Here is an 18,759-nt window from a genome sequence, read left to right as displayed (position 1 = left end):
CCGAGACCGTCGTTGATGAGGAAAGGGTGAGATTGTGGCTATCCGGGCTTTGCTGTTTGATCTGGACGGCACCTTGGCCGACACCGATCCGCTGCATTTCGAGGCGTTCGTCGCCGCGTTGGAGCCGCATGGCATCGCCATCGACCACCAGTTCTTCAAGACGGCGATCTCGGGCCGCTCCAACGAGGCGATCTGCCGCGACCTGTTCCCCAACGCCAGCAGCGCCGAGCATGACCGCTTCGCCGACGACAAGGAGGCGGCCTTCCGCCGCGCGTCGGGCGGGCTGACCGCGATTGACGGTCTGCACGCCCTGCTGGAGCGGGCGCGCGGTCTGGGCGCCCGCATCGGGCTGGTGACGAACGCCCCGGCGGCCAACGTGCGTCATGTGCTGGATTTGCTGAAACTGACCGGCGTTTTCGACCCGTTGGTTCTGGGGGAGGAGCTGCCGCGCTCCAAACCCGATCCGCTGCCCTACCAGACGGCGCTGGCCGCGCTGGGGATGCAGCCGGGCGAGGCGCTGGTGTTCGAGGATTCGCTCCCCGGCGTGCAGGCGGCCAAGGCGGCGGGGATCCTGACGGTCGGGCTGACGACGACGCTGTCGGCGGACGCCCTGCGCCAGGCCGGGGCCGACGCGACGGTCGCCGATTTCCTCGACCCGATCCTGCCGCTTCTGTTGACGCGCGGCGCCGACGCGTTGACGCTGCGGTGAGAAACGGAACCAACCAAAGCCGCGTGGGGAGGACAGGATGACGAGCGAGGCCGCCGAGACGGTGATCGGCGTCGATGTCGGATCGACCAGCGTCCGGGCGGGCATGTTCACGCCGGACGGCCGCCTGCTGGGCCGGGCGGTGCGCCCCATCGCCACCCACCGCCCGCAGGCCGATTTCGTCGAGCAGGATTCGGCGAACATCTGGCAGGCGGTCTGCGCCGCCGTGCGCGACGCGGTGGCGGCGTCGGGCGCTGCGGCGGATCGGGTGGTCGGCATCGCCTATGACGCCACCTGCTCCCTGGTGCTGCGGCAGGCCGACGGGGGCAAGATCGGCGTGTCGCCGGATGGCGACGCTCCGGATCAGTGGGACACCATCGTCTGGATGGACCACCGCGCCATCGCGGAGGCCGAGGAATGCAGCGCCACCGGGGCGGAAGTGCTGCGCTTTCTCGGCGGGCGGATGTCGCCGGAAATGGAAATCCCCAAGCTGATGTGGCTGAAGCGCCACCGGCCTGACGCTTGGGCGCGCTGCGGTCTGGCCTTCGATCTGGCGGATTTCCTCAGTTGGATGTCGACCGGACGGAACGAGCGGTCGGTCTGCACGCTGACCTGCAAATGGACCTATCTGGCCCACGCCGAACAGCCGTGGGACCGGGCCTTTCTGGCGCGGGTCGGGTTGGATGATTTTTTTGAACGGACCGGGGCGCCCGACCGCGCCTTGCCCATCGGCCACCCTATCGGCCCGCTGACCGCGCAGGCGGCGGACGCGCTGGGGCTGACCACCCGTTGCGTCGTCGCCGCCGGGTTGATCGACGCCCACGCCGGGGCGCTCGGCACGCTCGGCGCGCATGTCGGCGAAAGCATCGACAACCGGATCGCGCTGATCGCCGGAACCTCCTCCTGCAACATGGGGCTGACAGCGGCGCCACGCTTCATCCCCGGCGTCTGGGGGCCTTATTACGGCGCGGTCTGCGACGGCTTTCATCTGAGCGAGGGCGGGCAATCGGCGACCGGCGCCTTGCTGGACCACATCGTCGAAAGCCACCCGGCCCGCGCGTCCTTCGGTCCCAAGCCGCACGACGCCATCGGCGCCATCCTGCACGCCCGCATCACGCAAGGGGAGGGGGAGGCGCTGGCCCCGCGCCTGCATGTTCTGCCCGATTTCCACGGCAACCGCTCGCCGTTGGCCGATCCGAACGCGGTGGGGGTGATCTCCGGTCTGACGCTGGACCGCAGCGCCGAATCCCTTCTGGAACTCTATTGGGCGACGGCGGCGGCCATCGCCTATGGGGTCCGCCACATCATCGACCGCATGAACGAGGCCGGATACGCCATCGACACCATTCATTTGAGCGGCGGCCATGCCGCCAACCCCTTTCTGGTCAAGCTCTACGCCGACGCCTGCGGCTGCGCCATCGCCCGCTCCGGCTGCGCCGAGCCGGTGTTGCTGGGAACGGCGACCGCCGCCGCCGCCGGGGCGGGTCTGCATCCTGGTTTGGCGCAAGCGGCCCGCGCCATGGCCGGGACGGACACGCTGCTGCACCCGGCCCCGCAGGCCCGCGCCATGCACGACCGGCGTTACGCGGTGTTTCTCGCCATGCACCGCCAACGGTTGGAACTGGACCAACTGCTGGTCAGCGCGCCCGCCTGATTGTTCACACAAGCATCCCCGCGCCCGGATCGGCGCGGGGGCTGAACCGGCCGGCCTTGGTGGGGACGGAAGGCCGGTTGTCGTCGCGCGGCGTCGGTTCGGTCGCCGCGCGATCCATGGGGCTTGCCCCATGGCCGTCCCCGTGGTGTCACCCTCCAGCCCCCTCCGTTTGCCTTGGAGCGGGGTTCCTTTGGGCCGGGCGCTCTTTGTCGCCCGGCCCCTTTTTCCATTTTGCGGCGTGGATCAACCCTTGAGCCAACACAACCCATAGCCACCGGATTCGCTTTTCACGTAGTCTGACCCCGAAACCGGCAGCAGGAACCGAACGCCCCGATGTCAGACCGTCACAGCCGGAAGCTCGATCAGGCGGCGCGCGCCGCTTGGCTCTACTACATCGCCGGGAACACCCAGGACGAGGTTGCGGCGAAGCTGAACGTGTCGCGGCAGGCGGCCCAGCGCATGGTGTCGTTGGCGGTGGCCGAAAAGCTCATCAAATTCCGCCTGAACCACCCCATTGCCGAGGCTGTGGCCTTGGAAGAGCGGTTGCGCGAGCGTTACGGGCTGACCCAATGCACGGTGATGCCGGTCGATCCCGGCCAGCCCAACCCGATCCCCGGCATCGCCATCGCCGCCGCCGAGCAGATCGAAACCTATCTGGAATCGCGCGAACCGACGGTGTTGGGCCTGTCCACCGGGCGGACGCTGCGCGCCGCCGTGGCCGAGGTCATGACGATGAACCGGCCCGAGCACAAGACCGTCTCGCTGGTCGGCGCCATGCTGCGCGATGGCCGCGCCGCGCCCTATGAGGTGGTGATGAGCCTGGCCGAGCGCACCGGCGCCTCGGGCTTCCCGCTGCCCACCCCCAGCGTGACGGAGGCGGTGGAGGAGGCGCAGGTGCTGCGCGCCCAACGCTCCTACACCCGCATTCTGGAGCTGGTGGCGCAAACCGCCGCCTGCTTCGTCGGGGTCGGCAGCATCGCCTGGAACTCCGCCTTTCACCATGACGGCTTCGTCAACGACGCCGAACTGATGGAGCTGATTGATCTGGGCGGCGTCGGCGAAATCGCCGGGCGCGTGTTCAACAACGTCGGCGAGCCGCTGCACGGCGCGGTCAACGACCGCATGGTTGGGGTGCCGCTGCCCATCCTGAAGGATTGCAACACCATCATCGTCGGCGGCGGCGACCAAAAGGTGATGGCGATCCGCGCCGCCCTGCGCGGTACACTGGCCAAGGGCCTCATCACCGACGAGCGCACCGCCGCCGCCATCCTGTCGCTGGGCTGACGCGGCGATGTTCACGCTGACGGGCGCCGGGCGATTCGAGCAGGACGTCAAGAAAAGCCGCTTCGTCGCCTGGGCGGGGCCGGTCAACGACGAAGACGAGGCGCGCCGCTTCATCGCGGCGCATGGCGCCCCGGACGCCGGTCACAATTGCTGGGCCTTTCGCGTCGGCGCGCTCCACCGTTTCAACGACGATGGCGAGCCGGGGGGAACCGCCGGACGCCCGATTCTTCAGGCCATCGAGGGGCAGGATCTCGACCGCGTGGCGGTGGTGGTCAGCCGCTGGTTCGGCGGGATTCTGCTGGGAACCGGCGGCCTGGTCCGCGCCTATGGCGGCACGGCCTCGTCCTGTCTGCGCGCGATGGCGCGCGAACCGATCATCGCCTTCGCCACCCTGTCCGTCGCCTGCGCCTTCGCCGACGAGGCGCGACTCCGCGCCGCGCTCGCCGCCCTTCCGGCGACCCTGGTCGAAAACACCGGCTTCACCCCCGCAGGCGTGCTGCTGCGCGTCACCGTCCCCTGCGGGCAGGTGGAGGAGGTCATCCGCAAAACCGCCGACGCCACGCGCGGCCAAGCGGAGATCCAGCGCGGCGACGCGGCCTGACCGGCGGTTCCGGTTCCCTATAGCCCGTCTATATTCCGCCCCATCGCGCGCCCCATCGCTTTTATATGGCCGACGGCCTTCATTGAAAGGAACCGGCGAAGACCGGATCCCGATGGTCGCGAGGCTCTCATGGTGTGGACTGTGGAACATACGGCGCTGGAACCCCGCCGCCCGACGCTGAATCCCGAAGACGCAAACCCGCCGCCGGACGAAATCCCCAAGGCGCGGGAGGTTCTGGCCGACATGGCGCTCACCATCGCCTTTTTCCTGCTGTTGGCGCTTGCGCTGCACCTCATGGTTGATGTTTTTGTCAGATAAAGCCCGATAATTCCCGTGGGCGCGCCGCCCTCTGTCCGACGGCGCGGAAATCTGTGGGCGATAAGGCGGCGGGTGGTTGTCCATGATCGTTGATGGCGTGTTGGTTGGTCTCCTCATGCTCCTGGCTTGCGCCTATGTCTGGCTCCGCGTGGCCGAAGGGCGGACCGCGCGCCGCCGCGACGGGCGGCGTTTGGGGCGCCGCCACCGCGACTGACCACCCAACCCGGCGTATATGGGATTTATACGCCAAGCCGCCTCCGCCCCGTCTCGAATCTATATGCGCCTGAGGCGCATCGTCTCCGGGTCGGATGGGCTTTCGGCGTCGCCTCGGCGACGCGGGGGGCCGGTCCGGTCTGTTCGCGCCTGTCTCCGCCGCCCGGTGCGCGGCGGCGTCGAGACGCGCCCTTGGGAGACGATTCATGCTCGACATTCTCGTCCTTGCGATCACCGTCGGATTTTTCGCCGGGGCGATCGCCTATGTCCACGCCTGCGACCGGCTGTGAGGAGGCGTCCATGACCCTTGATTATGCGCTGGCCGGTCTCGTGACCGCCGGTCTTCTGGCGTATCTCGTCTACGCCCTGATCCGCCCCGAACGGTTCTGAGGAGCCTCCCCATGACCGTCAACGGTTGGATTCAAATTCTGGTCTTCATCGCCCTGGTGGTCGCCGTGACGCGCCCGCTGGGCGGTTTCATGACCAACGTCTTCACGGGCGAACGCAACCTCTTGTCCCCCGTGCTTGGCCCGGTGGAGCGTGGGCTGTACCGGCTGGCGGGCGTTGATGAACGCCGCGAACAGCATTGGGTGTCCTACGCCGTGTCGGCGCTGCTGTTCAGCGCCGTCGGCATGCTGTCGCTTTACGCGATGCAGCGTTTTCAAGCCGTCCTGCCCTTCAACCCGCAGGAGATGGCGAACGTGCCCGCCGATCTCGCCTTCAACACGGCGGCGAGCTTCACCACCAACACCAACTGGCAGAATTACGGCGGCGAAAGCACGATGAGCAATCTCGTGCAGATGGCCGGGCTGACCGTCCACAATTTCGTGTCGGCGGCGACCGGCATCGCGCTGGCCGTGGCGCTGGTGCGCGGTTTCGCCCGCGCGTCGGCCCGCACCATCGGCAATTTCTGGGTCGATCTGACCCGCTGCACGCTGTATGTGCTGCTGCCGCTCTGCCTGGTTTACGCGCTGTTCCTGGTCTGGCAGGGGGTGCCGCAGAGCTTGGGCGGCTTCATCGACGCCACCACGCTGGAGGGCGCCAAGCAAAGCATCGCCATTGGCCCCGTCGCCTCGCAGGAGGCGATCAAGATGCTGGGCACCAACGGCGGCGGCTTCTTCAACGCCAACTCCGCCCACCCGTTCGAAAATCCCAACGCGCTGACCAATCTGGTTCAGATGCTGTCGATCTTCGCGCTGGGCGCCGGTTTGACCAACCTGTTCGGGCGCATGGTCGGCGACGAGCGCCAGGGCTGGGCCATTCTGGCCGCCATGGGCGTTCTGTTCGTCGCGGGCGTGTCCGTCGCCTATTGGGCGGAGGCGCAGGCCAACCCGGCCTTCGCAGCCTTCGGGATCGATGGCGGCGTCGATGGTCTGGCCGGAAACATGGAAGGCAAGGAAACCCGCTTCGGCGTCGCCGCGTCGGCTCTGTTCGCCACCGTCACCACGGCGGCCTCCTGCGGCGCGGTCAATTCCATGCATGACAGCTTCATGCCGCTGGGCGGCATGATCCCGATGATAAACATGATGCTGGGTGAAATCATCATCGGCGGCGTCGGCGCCGGTCTGTACGGCATGCTGCTGTTCGCCATCATCGCGCTGTTCGTCGCCGGTCTGATGGTCGGGCGCACCCCGGAATATCTCGGCAAGAAGCTGGAGGCGAAAGAGGTCAAGATGACCATGCTCGCCGTGCTGTGCCTGCCGGTGATGATGCTGGGCTGGACCGCCGTCGCCGTCGTGCTCGACACCGGAACCGCGTCGATGGCCAACGCCGGGCCGCATGGCTTTTCCGAAGCGCTCTACGCCTATGTCTCGGCAGCGGCCAACAACGGCAGCGCGTTCGGCGGGCTGACCGGCAACACGCTTTGGTACAATCTGACGCTGGCCGTCGGCATGCTGGTCGGTCGTTTCTTCGTGATCGTGCCGATGCTGGCCATCGCCGGATCGCTGGCGGCCAAGAAGCGCTCGCCCGTGTCGGCGGGAAGCTTCCCCACCCATGATGGGCTGTTCGTCGGCCTGCTGGTCGGCGTCATCCTGATCGTCGGCGGCCTGACCTTCTTTCCGGCTCTCGCGCTCGGCCCCATCGTCGAGCATCTCGCGATGACCGCCGGAACCCTCTACTGATCGGAATTCCGTTCATGGACGCTCACACGAAAAAGGTCGGTCGTTCGCAGGCGAGCACGCTGCTGGACCCGGCCATCCTCGGCCCGGCGGTCGCCGGTTCCTTCCGCAAGCTCGACCCCCGCGTCATGGCCCGCAACCCGGTGATGTTCTGCGTCGAGATCGTCGCGGCGCTGACCACCCTTCTGCTGCTGCGCGACATGGCGACGGGCGCCGCTGGCGTCGGGTTCGGCGCGCAGATCGTCGTCTGGCTGTGGTTCACCCTGATCTTCGCCAATTTCGCCGAGGCGGTGGCGGAGGGGCGCGGCAAGGCCCAGGCGGCCAGCCTCCGCAAGACCAAGACCGAAACCAACGCCCGCCTGCTGGGGGCGGACGGTCAGGTCAGCCAGCTCGTCCCCGCCACCCGGCTGAAGCCGGGCGACGTGGTGCTGGTGGAGGCGGGCGACATCATCCCGTCCGACGGCGAGGTGGTGGAGGGCGTGGCCTCCGTCAACGAGGCGGCGATCACCGGCGAATCCGCCCCGGTCATCCGCGAAAGCGGCGGCGACCGTTCGGCGGTGACGGGCGGCACCCAGGTGATTTCCGATTGGATCAAGGTGCGGATCACGGCGGCCCCCGGCTCGACCTTCCTCGACCGCATGATCGCGCTGGTCGAGGGCGCGCAGCGCCAGAAGACGCCGAACGAGATCGCGCTGAACATCCTGCTGGCGGGGATGACCATCATCTTCGTCATCGCCGTGGCGACGATCCCCAGCTTCGCCGCCTACGCGGGCGGCTCGGTCAGCGTGCTGGTTCTGGTGGCGCTGTTCGTCACGCTGATCCCGACCACCATCGGCGCGCTGTTGTCGGCCATCGGCATCGCCGGCATGGACCGTCTGGTCCGCTTCAACGTGCTGGCCATGTCGGGCCGGGCGGTGGAGGCGGCGGGCGATGTGGACACGCTGCTGCTCGACAAGACCGGCACCATCACGCTGGGCAACCGGCAGGCGGCGGAATTCCTGCCGGTCTCCGGCGTGTCCGCCCAGGCGCTGGCCGACGCCGCGCAACTCGCCTCGCTGGCCGACGAGACGCCGGAAGGCCGTTCCATCGTCGTGCTGGCCAAGGAAAGCTACGGCATCCGCGCCCGTGACATGGCCGAGATGCGGGCGCATTTCGTCCCCTTCACCGCGCAAACCCGGTTGAGCGGCATCGACGCCGAGGGAACCAGCATCCGCAAGGGCGCGGTGGACGCGGTGTTGGCCTTCGCCCATGGACCTGGCCGGATCGCCATGTCGGCGAGCGCCGGAACCACCGTCGCGACGATCCGCCCGGCAAGCGCGTCCGCCCTGTCGGGCGACCCCGCCGAGCGCGAGTTGCTGGCGATCGCCGAGCGCGTCGCCAAGGCGGGCGGCACGCCGCTGGCCGTGGTTCAGGACGGGCGTCTGCTGGGCGTCATCCATTTGAAGGACATCGTCAAGGGCGGCATCCGCGAACGTTTCGCCGAGCTGCGCCGGATGGGCATCAAGACGGTGATGATCACCGGCGACAACCCGATGACCGCCGCCGCCATCGCCGCCGAAGCCGGGGTGGATGATTTCCTGGCCCAGGCCACCCCCGAAGCCAAGCTCCAGCTCATCCGCGACGAACAGGCCAAGGGCAAGCTGGTCGCCATGTGCGGCGACGGCACCAACGACGCGCCCGCCTTGGCCCAGGCCGACGTCGGCGTGGCGATGAACACCGGCACCATGGCGGCGCGCGAGGCGGGCAACATGGTCGATCTCGACAGCGACCCGACCAAGCTGATCGAGATCGTCGAGATCGGCAAGCAACTGCTGATGACGCGCGGCGCGCTGACCACCTTCTCCATCGCCAACGACGTGGCGAAGTATTTCGCCATCATCCCGGCGATGTTCCTGGCCTTTTACCCGCAACTGGGCGCGCTGAACGTGATGCGTCTGGCCAGCCCGGAAAGCGCCATCCTGTCGGCGATCATCTTCAACGCGCTCATCATCATCGCCTTGATCCCGCTGGCCCTGCGCGGCGTGCGCTATCGGGCGGTGGGGGCGGGGGCGCTGCTGCGCCGGAATCTGTTGATCTATGGCTTGGGTGGTCTGGTCGTGCCCTTCGTCGGCATCAAGGCGATTGACCTGCTCGTCACCGCCATCGGCCTTGTTTGAGGGAATTGGACATCATGTTGAAGGAACTGCGTCCCGCGCTGGTCATGACCGTCGCCCTGACGGTCATCACCGGCCTCGCCTATCCCCTGGCCGTCACTGGGATTGCCCAAGCCGTGTTTCCCCATCAGGCCAACGGCAGCCTGATCGAGCGGAACGGCGTCGTGGTCGGCTCCGCCCTGATCGGCCAACCCTTCACCGGCGAGCGGTATTTCCAGCCGCGCCCCTCGGCGACCACAGCCGCTGATCCGGCGGACGCGACCAAGACGGTGACGGCCCCCTACAACGCCGCCAACTCGATGGGATCCAACCTCGGCCCGACCTCCAAGGCGCTGGTCGAGCGGGTCCAGGCCGACGCCGAACGGCTGAAGGCGGAAAATCCGGGCAAGCCGGTGCCGGTGGAGCTGGTGACGGCGTCGGGCAGCGGGCTGGACCCCGATCTGTCGCCCGCCGCCGCCGAGTTCCAGGTTCCCCGCGTCGCCAAGGCGCGCGGCCTGTCCGAGGATGAGGTCCGGCGTCTGGTCGCCGCCAACACCACGCCGCGCGCGCTTGGCTTTCTGGGAGAGCCGACGGTCAATGTGCTGACGCTCAACCTTGCCTTGGACAAGGCGGCGGCGAGCCGGTAAGCAGATGCGCAGAGGTTTGCGCGCGCGTCGCCCCCTCCCTAACCCTCCCCCGCTTTGCGGGAGAGGGAACTCCGCCTCAGGCCGACAAGGCTCCAAGCTCCCTCTCCCGCGTGAGCGGGGGAGGGTCGGGGAGGGGGCCGACGCGCCAGCGCAGCGACGCTTGGGAATGAAGAATCGCATGGGGGAGGACGCCGCCGGATGACTGAGGAGCGCGACAACCGACCATCGCCCGACGCGCTGCTGCGTCAGGCGGCGCGGGAGGAGCGTGGGCGCCTCAAAATCTTTCTGGGCGCCGCCCCCGGCGTCGGCAAAACCTTTGAGATGCTGCAAACCGCCCAGGCCAAGCGCCGGGAAGGCATCGACATCGTGGTCGGCGTGGTGGAAACCCACGGACGGCGGGAAACCGAAGCCCTGGTGGCGGGGCTGGAGGTCGTTCCGCGCCGCCAGATCGACTACAAGGACCGCCTGCTTGACGAGATGGACCTCGACGCCATCCTCGCCCGGCGGCCCAAGATCGTATTGGTGGACGAGTTGGCCCACACCAACGCTCCCGGCTCCCGCCACGCCAAGCGGTATCTGGACGTCGAGGAACTGTTGGCCGCCGGAATCGACGTCTACAGCACCTTGAACATCCAGCATGTCGAAAGCCTGAACGACGTCGTCGCCAAGATCACCCGCGTCCGCGTGCGGGAAACCGTGCCGGATTCCATCGTGGACCGCGCCGACGACATCGAAGTCATCGACATCACGCCGGACGACCTGATCCAGCGGCTTCAGCAGGGCAAGGTCTATGTCCCGCGCACGGCGGAACGGGCGATCCGCCATTACTTCTCGCCCGGCAACCTCACCGCGCTGCGCGAGCTGGCCCTGCGCCGCACGGCGGAGCGGGTGGACGAGCAACTGCTCACCCACATGCAGGCGAACGCGATTTCCGGCCCCTGGGCGGCGGGGGAGCGGCTGCTGGTCTGCGTCAACGAGGACGCCACCGGCGCGGCGCTGGTCCGCTACGCCCGCCGACAGGCCGAACGGCTGCGCGCGCGCTGGGGGGCGATCCATGTCGAAACCAGCCGCGCCCTGCGCCTGACCGAGGCCGAACGCGACCGCATCGCCGACACCCTGCGTCTGGTCGAACGCTTGGGGGGGAGGCGGTGACGGCGCCCGGCCGCGACGTGGCCGAAACCGTCGTCGAACACGCGCGCGCCAACAACGTCACCCACCTCGTCATCGCCAAATCCCGGCGCTCGCGCTGGTCGGAATTGCTGCGCGGGTCGGTGGCGCACAGCCTGATCCGCCGGGCGGGCGACATCAGCGTGCATGTGATCGCCGCCAATTCCGGCGACCCGATCCCGCCCAAAACGGTCAAGACCGCGCCGTCGGGCCGCGAGACCTTCTTGTGGTGGCCCTACGTCGCCGCCACCGGCTATGTCGCGGCGGCGCTGGGGGTGGGCCATGTGCTGCACCGGGTGTTGGCGCTCAACAACATGGCGCTGGTCTTCTTAACCGCCGTGCTGGCCAGCGCCGTCACCGGCGGGTTGGCCCCGTCGCTCTACGCCAGCGTCGTCAGCGTGCTGGCCTTCAATTACTTCTTCCTGCCGCCGCTCTACACCTTCACCATTTCCGATCCCGAGAACATCGTCGCTCTGTTCGTCTTCGCCGTGGTCGCGGTGATCGCCAGCAATCTGACCGCGCGGGTGCGGGCGCAGGCGGTGACGGCGCGGGCGCGGGTCAAGACCACCGAGGATCTCTATCTGTTCAGCCGCAAGCTGGCCGGGGTCATCACCATGGACGATCTGCTGTGGGCCACCGCCTATCAGATCGCCGCCATGCTGAAGGTCCATGTCGTGTTGCTGTTGCCGGAGGGGGAAAGCGTCGCCGTCCGCGCCGGATACCCGCCGGAGGACGTGATCGAGGACGCCGATCTGGCCGCCGCGATCTGGGCCTGGGAAAACAACCGCCCGACGGGCCGGGGGGCCGACACGCTGCCCGGCGCCAAATGGCTGTTTTTGCCGATGCGCACCGGGCGTGGGCTGGTCGGCGTCGTCGGCATCGACACCGGCGGCGCCGGCGCGCGGACCGGCAGCTTTCTGACGCCCGACCAGCGCCGCTTGCTCGACGCCCTGATCGACCAGGCCGCGCTGGCCATCGAGCGGGTGACGCTGGCCGAGGATGTGGACCGGGCCAAGCTGGCGGCGGAAACCGAACGGCTGCGGTCGGCCCTGTTGACCTCGATCTCCCATGATCTGCGCACGCCGCTCGCCTCCATCCTCGGCTCGGCGACCAGCCTGAAGAGCTACGGGCCGATGCTCGACGACGCGGCGCGGCTGGAGTTGACCTCGACGATCCAGGAGGAGGCGGAGCGGCTGAACCGCTTCATCGCCAATCTGTTGGACATGACGCGCTTGGAATCCGGGGCGATCCGCCCGCGCGCCGACGCGGTCGATCTGTCGGAGGTGGTCGGCAGCGCGTTGGAGCGGGTCGGGCGCATCCTGGCCGGGCATCGGGTGACGATGGATCTCGCCGCCGATCTGCCGATGGTGGAGATCGACGCGGTGCTGTTTGAACAGGCGTTGTTCAACCTGCTGGACAACGCGGGCAAATACGCCCCCGCCGGGTCGCTCATCACCGTGCGCGCCCGCGCGGAACCGGGGCGGGTGCGGGTCGAGGTGTTGGACGAGGGCGACGGGATTCCGCCTGAAGACGTGGAACGCATCTTCGACAAGTTCTATCGTGTCCACGCCCAGGACCGGCAGCGCGCGGGCACCGGGCTTGGGCTGGCGATCTGCCGGGGCTTTGTCGAGGCGATGGGCGGGACCATCACCGCCGCCAACCGCCGCGACCGCAGCGGCGCGGTCTTCACCCTGACCCTGCCCGAAGCCACAGCCCTGCCCCGGTTGGAGGAGACGCCGCTGTGAAATCCGAAGCCGCCCCCCTGCGCGTGCTGATCGTCGATGACGAACCGCCGATCCGGCGCTTCCTGCGCACCAGCCTGACGGCCCAGGGTTACGACATTGTCGAGGCCGAGGATGGCGTGAAGGCGCTGGACGAGGTGCGACGGATGTCGCCGGACGTTCTGGTGCTCGATCTCGGTTTGCCGGGGATGGACGGGCTGGAGGTCATCCGCCGCCTGCGCGGCGGCGGCGCGACCCTGCCCATCATCGTGCTGTCGAGCCGGGCGGACGAGGCGGGGAAGGTCGAGGCGCTGGATCTTGGCGCCGATGATTACGTGACCAAGCCCTTCGGCGTCGATGAGCTGCTGGCCCGCCTCCGCGCCGCCATGCGCCACAAGCTGCAACAGCAGGGCGAACGGCCCGTCTTCCGCAGCGGCGCCTTGACGGTCGATCTGGTGCGCCGGATCGTGACGGCGCAGGGGGCGGAGGTGAAGCTGTCGCCGCGCGAATACGACCTGTTGCGCATTCTGGTGGCGCATGCGGGGAAGGTGCTGACCCACCGCTTCATCTTGAAAGAGGTGTGGGGCGGGGACACCGATGTTCAGTATCTGCGGATCTACATCCGCCAACTGCGCCAGAAGATCGAACCCGATCCCGAGCGTCCCCACCACATCCTGACCGAAACCGGCGTCGGCTATCGCTTGCGCGCGCCGGATTGAGGCGTTTGGTCAGCCACGCTGCGCCAGGGCGCAGCGGGCGGCGGCGAGATCCCAGGCGGCGCAGCCCACGCTTTTGAACAGGCGCGGCGCGTCGGGGGCGGCGCCGTCCAGCGCGTCGGCCAGGGAGTGGACCTTGGTCCAATCGAAACCGGCCTGGATCAGGTCGCCCGCCTCGTGCCGCCCGCCCGCCGGGTCATCGACGAAAACCGCGCTGCCCAGAACCGGGACCGCGCCAAACTCCGCCATCTCCGGCTTGAAGGCGCCGACGCCGATCAACAGGCGATCCGGGCGCGGCTGTTCGTCATACACCGGGCTGCGGCTGGTGGTCAGCGCGATGACGACTTGGGCGGCGGCATCGACCGGGCCGTAGGCGGGGCGCAGATCCAAACCCGTTTCACCCTGACGGGCGACGAAGGCGGCGGCGGCGTCCAGGCTGCGGGCGTGGACGTCGACCCGGAGACCGGGATGCAGGGCGGCGAGCGCCTCGATGTGGCTGGCGGTCTGCTTGCCCGCGCCGATCAACGCGACGTGCGACACCGGCTGCGGCGCCAAGGTCTGGATGGCCAGCAGGGAGACGGCGGCGGTCCGCCGCCCGGTGACGGTCGGCCCGTCCAGCACCATCAGCGGCGCGCCGGTGGCGGCGTCGAACAGGCTGACCACGCCGTGAATGGTCGGCAGCCCGCGCGCGCCGTTGGCCGGGCAGACGTTGACCAGCTTGTGAATGGCGATGTCCGACGCGGTGGCGGGCATCGACAGCAGCACGCCGTCCAACGGCAGCGGCAACACCTGCCGCTCCGGGGCGGTGATGCGCCCGGCGGCGTAATCGCGCGCCGTGTCGGCCAGAATCCGGCACAACGGCCCGAAGGGCAGAAGGGCGGCGGTCTGGTCGGCGTTCAGCACCGGCATGGTGGATCCCGGCATGGGAAGGACTCTCCTAATGAGGACGACGTTGCCAGCGTTGTAGACGATTGCTCGGGCGACGCACAGACCGCGTGACGGCTTTCCGCAAGCCGCCTCCGATTGCGCTCGCCGAGATTCATCCACGACATTGACCGGAAGGAACGTATGTTCGGTCGGGAGGAGACGGCGGGATGGTCCCGCCCCCCTTCGGGAACCAAAAAATCAAAAGAGGATGGAGAGCATGACGGCGGACAGCAAGGAAGCGGGCGGCCTGTCCGCGACCGAGCGGCCGGGGGGGCCGGTCAGCCTTGGCGAGGCGACGCGCGTCTGGGCGCGGGTCGCCGCGCTCAGCTTTGGCGGTCCGGCCGGACAGATCGCCGTGATGCACCGGATCATTGTCGAGGAAAAGCGCTGGATCGGCGAGGAGCGGTTTCTCCACGCCCTGAATTACTGCATGCTGCTGCCCGGCCCGGAAGCCCAGCAATTGGCGGTTTACATCGGCTGGCTGACCAACCGAACGGCGGGCGGGTTGATCGCCGGGATCCTATTCGTGCTGCCCGGCGTGGTCGCCATCATGGCCTTGAGCTGGGCCTACGCCCTGTTGGGCAAGGTCCCGATGGTCGAGGGGCTGTTCTTCGGGCTGAAGGCGGCGGTTTTGGCCGTGGTGCTGGACGCGGTGACGCGGGTTGGCAAGCGGGCGCTGAAGAACCGGACGATGATGGCCGTCGCCGCCCTGTCCTTCATCGGGATTTTCCTGTTCGACACGCCCTTTCCCCTCATCATCGCGGCGGCGGGTCTGATTGGCCTGGTCGGCGGTCGGCTTGGCCTGTCGGCCTTTCAGGGCGGCGGCGGTCACGCCACATTCGCCCACAGGGTGGAGGATTCCCAATCCTTGCTGGGATCGGAAACCCCCGCCCACGCGCGGCCCAATCTGGGCTGGTCGCTGCGGGTGTCGGGCGTTTGTCTGGCGCTGTGGCTGCTGCCGGTCGCCGCGTTGCTGGTCGCCTTCGGCCCGGCGGACACCTACAGCCGGGTCGCCGTCTTCTTCTCGCAAATGGCGGTGGTGACGTTTGGCGGCGCCTACGCCGTGCTCGCCTATGTCGCGCAACAGGCGGTGGACAATTATGGCTGGCTGCGGCCCGGCGAGATGCTGGACGGGCTGGGCATGGCGGAAACCACGCCGGGGCCGCTCATCATGGTGGTGCAGTTCGTCGGCTTCATGGCGGGGTTTCGCGATCCGGGCGGTCTGCCGCCGCTGTTGGCGGGGACGTTGGCCGGGCTGCTGACCACCTGGGTGACGTTCGTTCCCTGCTTTCTGTGGATCTTTCTGGGCGCGCCCTTCGTCGAGGCGCTGCGCGGCAACCGGACGCTGTCGGCGGCGTTGACGGCGATCACCGCCGCCGTGGTCGGCGTGATCCTGAACCTCGCCATCTGGTTCAGCCTGCACACGCTGTTTCGCGAGCTGCGTCCCTTGCGGTTCGGCGGCGTCCGTCTGGACGTTCCGGTGTTGGACAGCCTGGATCCGGCCTCGGCGCTGCTGACCGCCGCCGCGCTGCTGGCGGTCTTCCGTTTCAAGGTTGGGATGATTCCGACCTTGGCCGCCTGCGCCCTCGCCGGGTTGCTGCTGCGCGTCGTGGTGTGACGCGCGGCCAGCAAGCCCCTTGCGGTCGGGTCGTTCAGGCGGTCGCTTGCCGATCCGGCGACGGTTCGACGATGGTGGCGACCAGCGCGAAGCTGACCAAAGAGCCAAGCCCCATGAACAAGAACACCGAATCCCATCCATAGCTGTCGAGCAGCAGACCCACCAGAAGCGGCGCGCTGGCCCCGCCGATCTGACCGCCGGTGTTCACCAGCGCGCTGGTGACGGGAAAGGCCGGTTTGGTCGCCAAAGCCATCGGATAGGCCATGTAGGCTGAAAACCCGATGCTGAGCAGCAATCCGGTGGCGAACAACAGCAGGCCATAGGCCGTCGGGTCCGCCGGGGAATTGATGAGCGCGACCATCGTGCCGCTGGTCGCCAGGGCGGAGAACAGCATGCCGGGTTTCCGGCGCCCGTTGAACACCCGATCCGACACAAAGCCGCCCAGGATGTTGCCCGCCACCGCGCCAACCCACGGGGCGGCGGCGACAAAGCCGGTTCCCATCACCGAAAACTGTTTCACGGTGAGGAGATAGGTCGGGATCCAGGCCAGCAGCACGTTGGAGATGCCGATCTGAAAGCTGTAGCCAAGCGCGCAGCCCCAGACGTTCCAATCCTTGAACACGTCGCGGGTGGTTTCCAGCGGCGTGACGCGGCGGGCGCCAATCAAACGGTCCAGCACCGGAAAGGAGCGGGGCGCCCGTTGTTCGCCGGTCGCCGGATCGGCGGCGGCGGTTTTGTCGGCGATGTGCGCGATCTCGCCCGCCGAGCAATGACGGCTGTCGGACGGGCGATCCGGCACCAGAACGTACCAGAGCGCGGCAAAGACGAAGCCGGGAAGGGCGCAGAAAAAGAAGATTTCGCGCCAGCCCCAGATCGACACGATGACGGCGCAGACCGGCGGCACGATGACCGGGCCGAACTTCACCGCCGACAGGAACAGCCCGCTCGCGGTTCCCTTTTCACGGGGCGGAAACCAGGTGTTGATCGTCGTCGTGATGCCGATGGGCAATGGCCCCTCGGCGAGGCCCAGAGCGAAGCGGCAGAGCTTCAGCGTCAGAACCGATCCGGCGACGCCGACCAGCCCGGTGAACAGCGAGGTGAGGATCATCGCCGCCGAGAACAGGCGACGGACGCCAAATCGGCTGACGGCGAAGCCCGATGGGATTTGCATCAACGCATAACCCCAGAGGAACAGGCTCAACACCGCGCCCGCCTCCGCGTTGCTCATGGCGAATTCTTTGCGGATGAACGGCATGGCGAAACCGATGTTCGCCCGATCCGCCGAGGCGATGGCGTAGATGATGAAAATCAGACCGGCGACGACCCAGCGAAACTTTGTTTTTGGCGCTCCGGACGTCCCTTCCACCGCGATGGTCATAGCCCGCTCTCCTCAAGGAAGGCCCGCGTTCGTATGGCGCGGCGGGCGCTGTCCTTGCGGCGCCGACGTCAGGCGGCGGGGAGTTGAACCTACTTCGCGTAAGCCCCGACGTAACGGCCCTCGCGGATGCTGGTCAGGATCTCCGCCTCGCGCCGCTCCTGCGCCTTGACCGCGACCAGAAGATCGGCGGCGCTGGCGGGCGGAAAGGCGACCACGCCGTCGTCGTCGCCGACGACGATGTCGCCCGGCTCAACCACCATCCCGCCAATGGACACGGGCACGTTGATCGCGCCGGGGCCGTCCTTGTAGGGGCCGAGATGGTTGACGCCACGGGCGAAGCACGGGAAATCCCCGGCGCGGATCGTCGCGATGTCGCGCACCGCGCCGTCGATGACGACGCCCGCCGCGCCGCGCGATTGCGCGATGGCGCAAATGATCTCGCCGATCAGCGCGCGCGACAGGTCGCCGCCGCCATCCACCACCAACACATGCCCCGGCTGCACCAGATCCAACGCCTTGTGGATCGCCAGATTGTCGCCCGGACGGGTCTTGATCGTCAGCGCCGTGCCGATCATCGCCCCGCCCTTGTGCTGGGGCAGCAGGCCGCCCGCGCCCGGCAGGCGGTGCAGATTGTCGCTGATGATCGCCGTCGCCGCGCCGCGCAAGGCGTCGATGACGGCGGGGTCCGCCAGCGGCGGGCAGGGATGGACAAGGGTGGTCGGCATTCCTGGCTCCTCACGACGCGCCGGGGGGTGAAGAGGCGAGCGTAACGCGGCGGGCGCGTCGCGGAAAACGATTATTTTCCCCCCGCCGCAATCGCAGTGAGGGCGGGTCAGTTGTGGCGGGCCGCCGCCATCACGCCGCCGATGCCGATGAAGGCGCCGCCGGTGATCCGGTTGAACACGCGCCCATGGCGGGTCAGCCAGGGGGCGATGCGCTGGGCCATTCCGGCCAACACCAGCTCATAGCAAAATTCGGTGAAGGCGAAGGTGCCGCCGAGAACGGCGAATTGCAGCCAGAAGGACGCGCCCGGAATCATGAATTGCGGCAGGAAGGCCGCGAAGAAGATCAACGCCTTCGGGTTCGACACCGCGACCAGAAAGCCTTCGGCGAACAGGCGGATCGGACCGTTGCGCGGGCCGCTCTCGGCCTGCCCGTCGGCCCCCCCGTCGGCCCCCCCGTCGGCGTTGATGGCGGCGGCGGGGGTCCGCCACAGACGGACGCCGAGATAGACGAGATAGGCCGCGCCGATCCATTTGGCGATGGTGAAGGCGGTTTCCGACGCCGCCAGCAGCGCCCCCATCCCGGCCAGCGACGCCGCGACCAGAACCAGGAATCCGACGACCCCGCCCAGCACCGTCGCGATGGTGCGGTTGAAGCCGTAGCGCACGCCGTGGGTCAGCGACAGCAACCCGTTCGGCCCCGGCGTCAGGGACAGGCCGATGGCGGCCAGCGCGTAGAGGATCCAGAGGTCAAGCGTCACGGTGGCGGCTCCTGCGTCAAGGATTGAGGGCGCAGTATGACGCGCGTGATCGCTCCGCGCTATTCACCCGATGA

General features: G+C 68.2%; 18 protein-coding genes. 14 read left to right on the top strand and 4 right to left on the bottom strand.

Annotated elements, in window-relative coordinates:
• Positions 1–34 precede the first annotated feature (34 nt).
• From D3877_RS25095 to D3877_RS25045, 13 genes are all read left to right on the top strand, one after another.
• Positions 35–709 carry an HAD family hydrolase gene (locus D3877_RS25095; RefSeq protein WP_199720955.1) on the top strand — a complete coding sequence of 225 codons (675 nt, stop codon included), beginning with the start codon at positions 35–37 and terminating at the stop codon, positions 707–709.
• Between the two features lie 37 nt (positions 710–746).
• Positions 747–2,360 (top strand): FGGY-family carbohydrate kinase, encoded by a 1,614-nt coding sequence (locus D3877_RS25090; RefSeq protein WP_119833512.1) that lies wholly within the window; start codon positions 747–749, stop codon positions 2,358–2,360.
• A gap of 333 nt (positions 2,361–2,693) precedes the next feature.
• Entirely contained in the window at positions 2,694–3,644 is a 951-nt protein-coding gene (locus D3877_RS25085; protein WP_119833511.1) for a sugar-binding transcriptional regulator, read from the top strand.
• 7 nt (positions 3,645–3,651) lie between these two features.
• Positions 3,652–4,245 carry an IMPACT family protein gene (locus D3877_RS25080; RefSeq protein WP_119833510.1) on the top strand — a complete coding sequence of 198 codons (594 nt, stop codon included), beginning with the start codon at positions 3,652–3,654 and terminating at the stop codon, positions 4,243–4,245.
• Positions 4,246–4,374: 129 nt separating this feature from the next.
• On the top strand, positions 4,375–4,563 hold the full coding sequence (locus D3877_RS25075; RefSeq protein ID WP_119833509.1) for a hypothetical protein: 189 nt from the start codon (positions 4,375–4,377) through the stop codon (positions 4,561–4,563).
• Positions 4,564–4,645: 82 nt separating this feature from the next.
• Positions 4,646–4,777 carry a hypothetical protein gene (locus D3877_RS30905; RefSeq protein ID WP_274379646.1) on the top strand — a complete coding sequence of 44 codons (132 nt, stop codon included), beginning with the start codon at positions 4,646–4,648 and terminating at the stop codon, positions 4,775–4,777.
• A gap of 299 nt (positions 4,778–5,076) precedes the next feature.
• Positions 5,077–5,166 carry a K(+)-transporting ATPase subunit F gene (locus D3877_RS25070; protein WP_042698952.1) on the top strand — a complete coding sequence of 30 codons (90 nt, stop codon included), beginning with the start codon at positions 5,077–5,079 and terminating at the stop codon, positions 5,164–5,166.
• An 11-nt stretch (positions 5,167–5,177) separates the two neighbouring features.
• Positions 5,178–6,899 carry a potassium-transporting ATPase subunit KdpA gene (gene kdpA / locus D3877_RS25065; protein WP_119833508.1) on the top strand — a complete coding sequence of 574 codons (1,722 nt, stop codon included), beginning with the start codon at positions 5,178–5,180 and terminating at the stop codon, positions 6,897–6,899.
• 14 nt (positions 6,900–6,913) lie between these two features.
• Positions 6,914–9,052 (top strand): potassium-transporting ATPase subunit KdpB, encoded by a 2,139-nt coding sequence (kdpB, locus tag D3877_RS25060; RefSeq protein ID WP_119833507.1) that lies wholly within the window; start codon positions 6,914–6,916, stop codon positions 9,050–9,052.
• 14 nt (positions 9,053–9,066) lie between these two features.
• Positions 9,067–9,675: a K(+)-transporting ATPase subunit C gene (locus D3877_RS25055; protein WP_119833637.1), complete on the top strand. Its 609-nt coding sequence runs from the start codon at positions 9,067–9,069 to the stop codon at positions 9,673–9,675.
• 198 nt (positions 9,676–9,873) lie between these two features.
• Positions 9,874–10,827, top strand: a complete 954-nt coding sequence (locus D3877_RS30670) for a sensor histidine kinase KdpD (protein WP_238475070.1) — start codon at positions 9,874–9,876, stop codon at positions 10,825–10,827.
• The gene (locus tag D3877_RS30665; protein ID WP_238475069.1) at positions 10,824–12,587 is read left to right on the top strand and encodes a DUF4118 domain-containing protein; all 1,764 of its coding nucleotides are present in this window, start codon (positions 10,824–10,826) and stop codon (positions 12,585–12,587) included. The genes D3877_RS30670 and D3877_RS30665 overlap by 4 nt, the downstream gene beginning before the upstream one ends.
• Complete coding sequence (locus D3877_RS25045) at positions 12,584–13,282, top strand: response regulator (RefSeq protein WP_119833506.1); 699 nt, start codon at positions 12,584–12,586, stop codon at positions 13,280–13,282. Before D3877_RS30665 ends, D3877_RS25045 begins: the two co-directional genes overlap by 4 nt.
• Positions 13,283–13,291: 9 nt before the next feature.
• Here the strand turns inward: D3877_RS25045 and lhpI are convergent, their stop codons facing one another.
• Positions 13,292–14,203 (bottom strand): bifunctional Delta(1)-pyrroline-2-carboxylate/Delta(1)-piperideine-2-carboxylate reductase, encoded by a 912-nt coding sequence (gene lhpI, locus D3877_RS25040; protein ID WP_119833505.1) that lies wholly within the window; start codon positions 14,201–14,203, stop codon positions 13,292–13,294.
• 220 nt (positions 14,204–14,423) lie between these two features.
• On the opposite strand from lhpI, the gene chrA reads away from it, so the two are divergent.
• Positions 14,424–15,824, top strand: a complete 1,401-nt coding sequence (gene chrA, locus D3877_RS25035; protein ID WP_199720953.1) for a chromate efflux transporter — start codon at positions 14,424–14,426, stop codon at positions 15,822–15,824.
• Between the two features lie 34 nt (positions 15,825–15,858).
• On the opposite strand, the gene D3877_RS25030 is transcribed toward chrA, so the two are convergent.
• The 3 genes from D3877_RS25030 to D3877_RS25020 all read right to left on the bottom strand — a co-directional run bounded on the left by D3877_RS25030 (position 15,859) and on the right by D3877_RS25020 (position 18,685).
• Entirely contained in the window at positions 15,859–17,202 is a 1,344-nt protein-coding gene (locus D3877_RS25030; protein WP_119833503.1) for an MFS transporter, read from the bottom strand.
• 89 nt (positions 17,203–17,291) lie between these two features.
• Positions 17,292–17,927, bottom strand: a complete 636-nt coding sequence (locus tag D3877_RS25025) for an RraA family protein (protein ID WP_119833502.1) — start codon at positions 17,925–17,927, stop codon at positions 17,292–17,294.
• A gap of 107 nt (positions 17,928–18,034) precedes the next feature.
• A complete protein-coding gene (locus D3877_RS25020; RefSeq protein ID WP_119833501.1) occupies positions 18,035–18,685 on the bottom strand; it encodes a LysE family translocator in 651 nt (216 codons plus the stop codon).
• Positions 18,686–18,759: the final 74 nt, after the last annotated feature.

The organism is Azospirillum cavernae (genome assembly GCF_003590795.1).
Classification (GTDB): Bacteria; Pseudomonadota; Alphaproteobacteria; order Azospirillales; family Azospirillaceae; genus Azospirillum; species Azospirillum cavernae.
The sequence above is the reverse complement of the archived record's forward strand: the minus strand, read 5'-3'. Positions and strand labels throughout refer to the sequence as shown.

Excerpts from the sequence above, each read along its gene's own strand:
- D3877_RS25090 (WP_119833512.1), top strand. The coding sequence starts at position 747 with ATGACGAGCGAGGCCGCCGAGACGGTGATCGGCGTCGATGTCGGATCG.
- D3877_RS25085 (WP_119833511.1), top strand. The coding sequence starts at position 2,694 with ATGTCAGACCGTCACAGCCGGAAGCTCGATCAGGCGGCGCGCGCCGCT.
- D3877_RS25080 (WP_119833510.1), top strand. The coding sequence starts at position 3,652 with ATGTTCACGCTGACGGGCGCCGGGCGATTCGAGCAGGACGTCAAGAAA.
- D3877_RS25075 (WP_119833509.1), top strand. The coding sequence starts at position 4,375 with ATGGTGTGGACTGTGGAACATACGGCGCTGGAACCCCGCCGCCCGACG.
- D3877_RS30905 (WP_274379646.1), top strand. The coding sequence starts at position 4,646 with ATGATCGTTGATGGCGTGTTGGTTGGTCTCCTCATGCTCCTGGCTTGC.
- D3877_RS25070 (WP_042698952.1), top strand. The coding sequence starts at position 5,077 with ATGACCCTTGATTATGCGCTGGCCGGTCTCGTGACCGCCGGTCTTCTG.
- kdpA (WP_119833508.1), top strand. The coding sequence starts at position 5,178 with ATGACCGTCAACGGTTGGATTCAAATTCTGGTCTTCATCGCCCTGGTG.
- kdpB (WP_119833507.1), top strand. The coding sequence starts at position 6,914 with ATGGACGCTCACACGAAAAAGGTCGGTCGTTCGCAGGCGAGCACGCTG.
- D3877_RS25055 (WP_119833637.1), top strand. The coding sequence starts at position 9,067 with ATGTTGAAGGAACTGCGTCCCGCGCTGGTCATGACCGTCGCCCTGACG.
- D3877_RS30670 (WP_238475070.1), top strand. The coding sequence starts at position 9,874 with ATGACTGAGGAGCGCGACAACCGACCATCGCCCGACGCGCTGCTGCGT.
- lhpI (WP_119833505.1), bottom strand. The coding sequence starts at position 14,203 with ATGCCGGGATCCACCATGCCGGTGCTGAACGCCGACCAGACCGCCGCC.
- chrA (WP_199720953.1), top strand. The coding sequence starts at position 14,424 with ATGACGGCGGACAGCAAGGAAGCGGGCGGCCTGTCCGCGACCGAGCGG.
- D3877_RS25030 (WP_119833503.1), bottom strand. The coding sequence starts at position 17,202 with ATGACCATCGCGGTGGAAGGGACGTCCGGAGCGCCAAAAACAAAGTTT.
- D3877_RS25025 (WP_119833502.1), bottom strand. The coding sequence starts at position 17,927 with ATGCCGACCACCCTTGTCCATCCCTGCCCGCCGCTGGCGGACCCCGCC.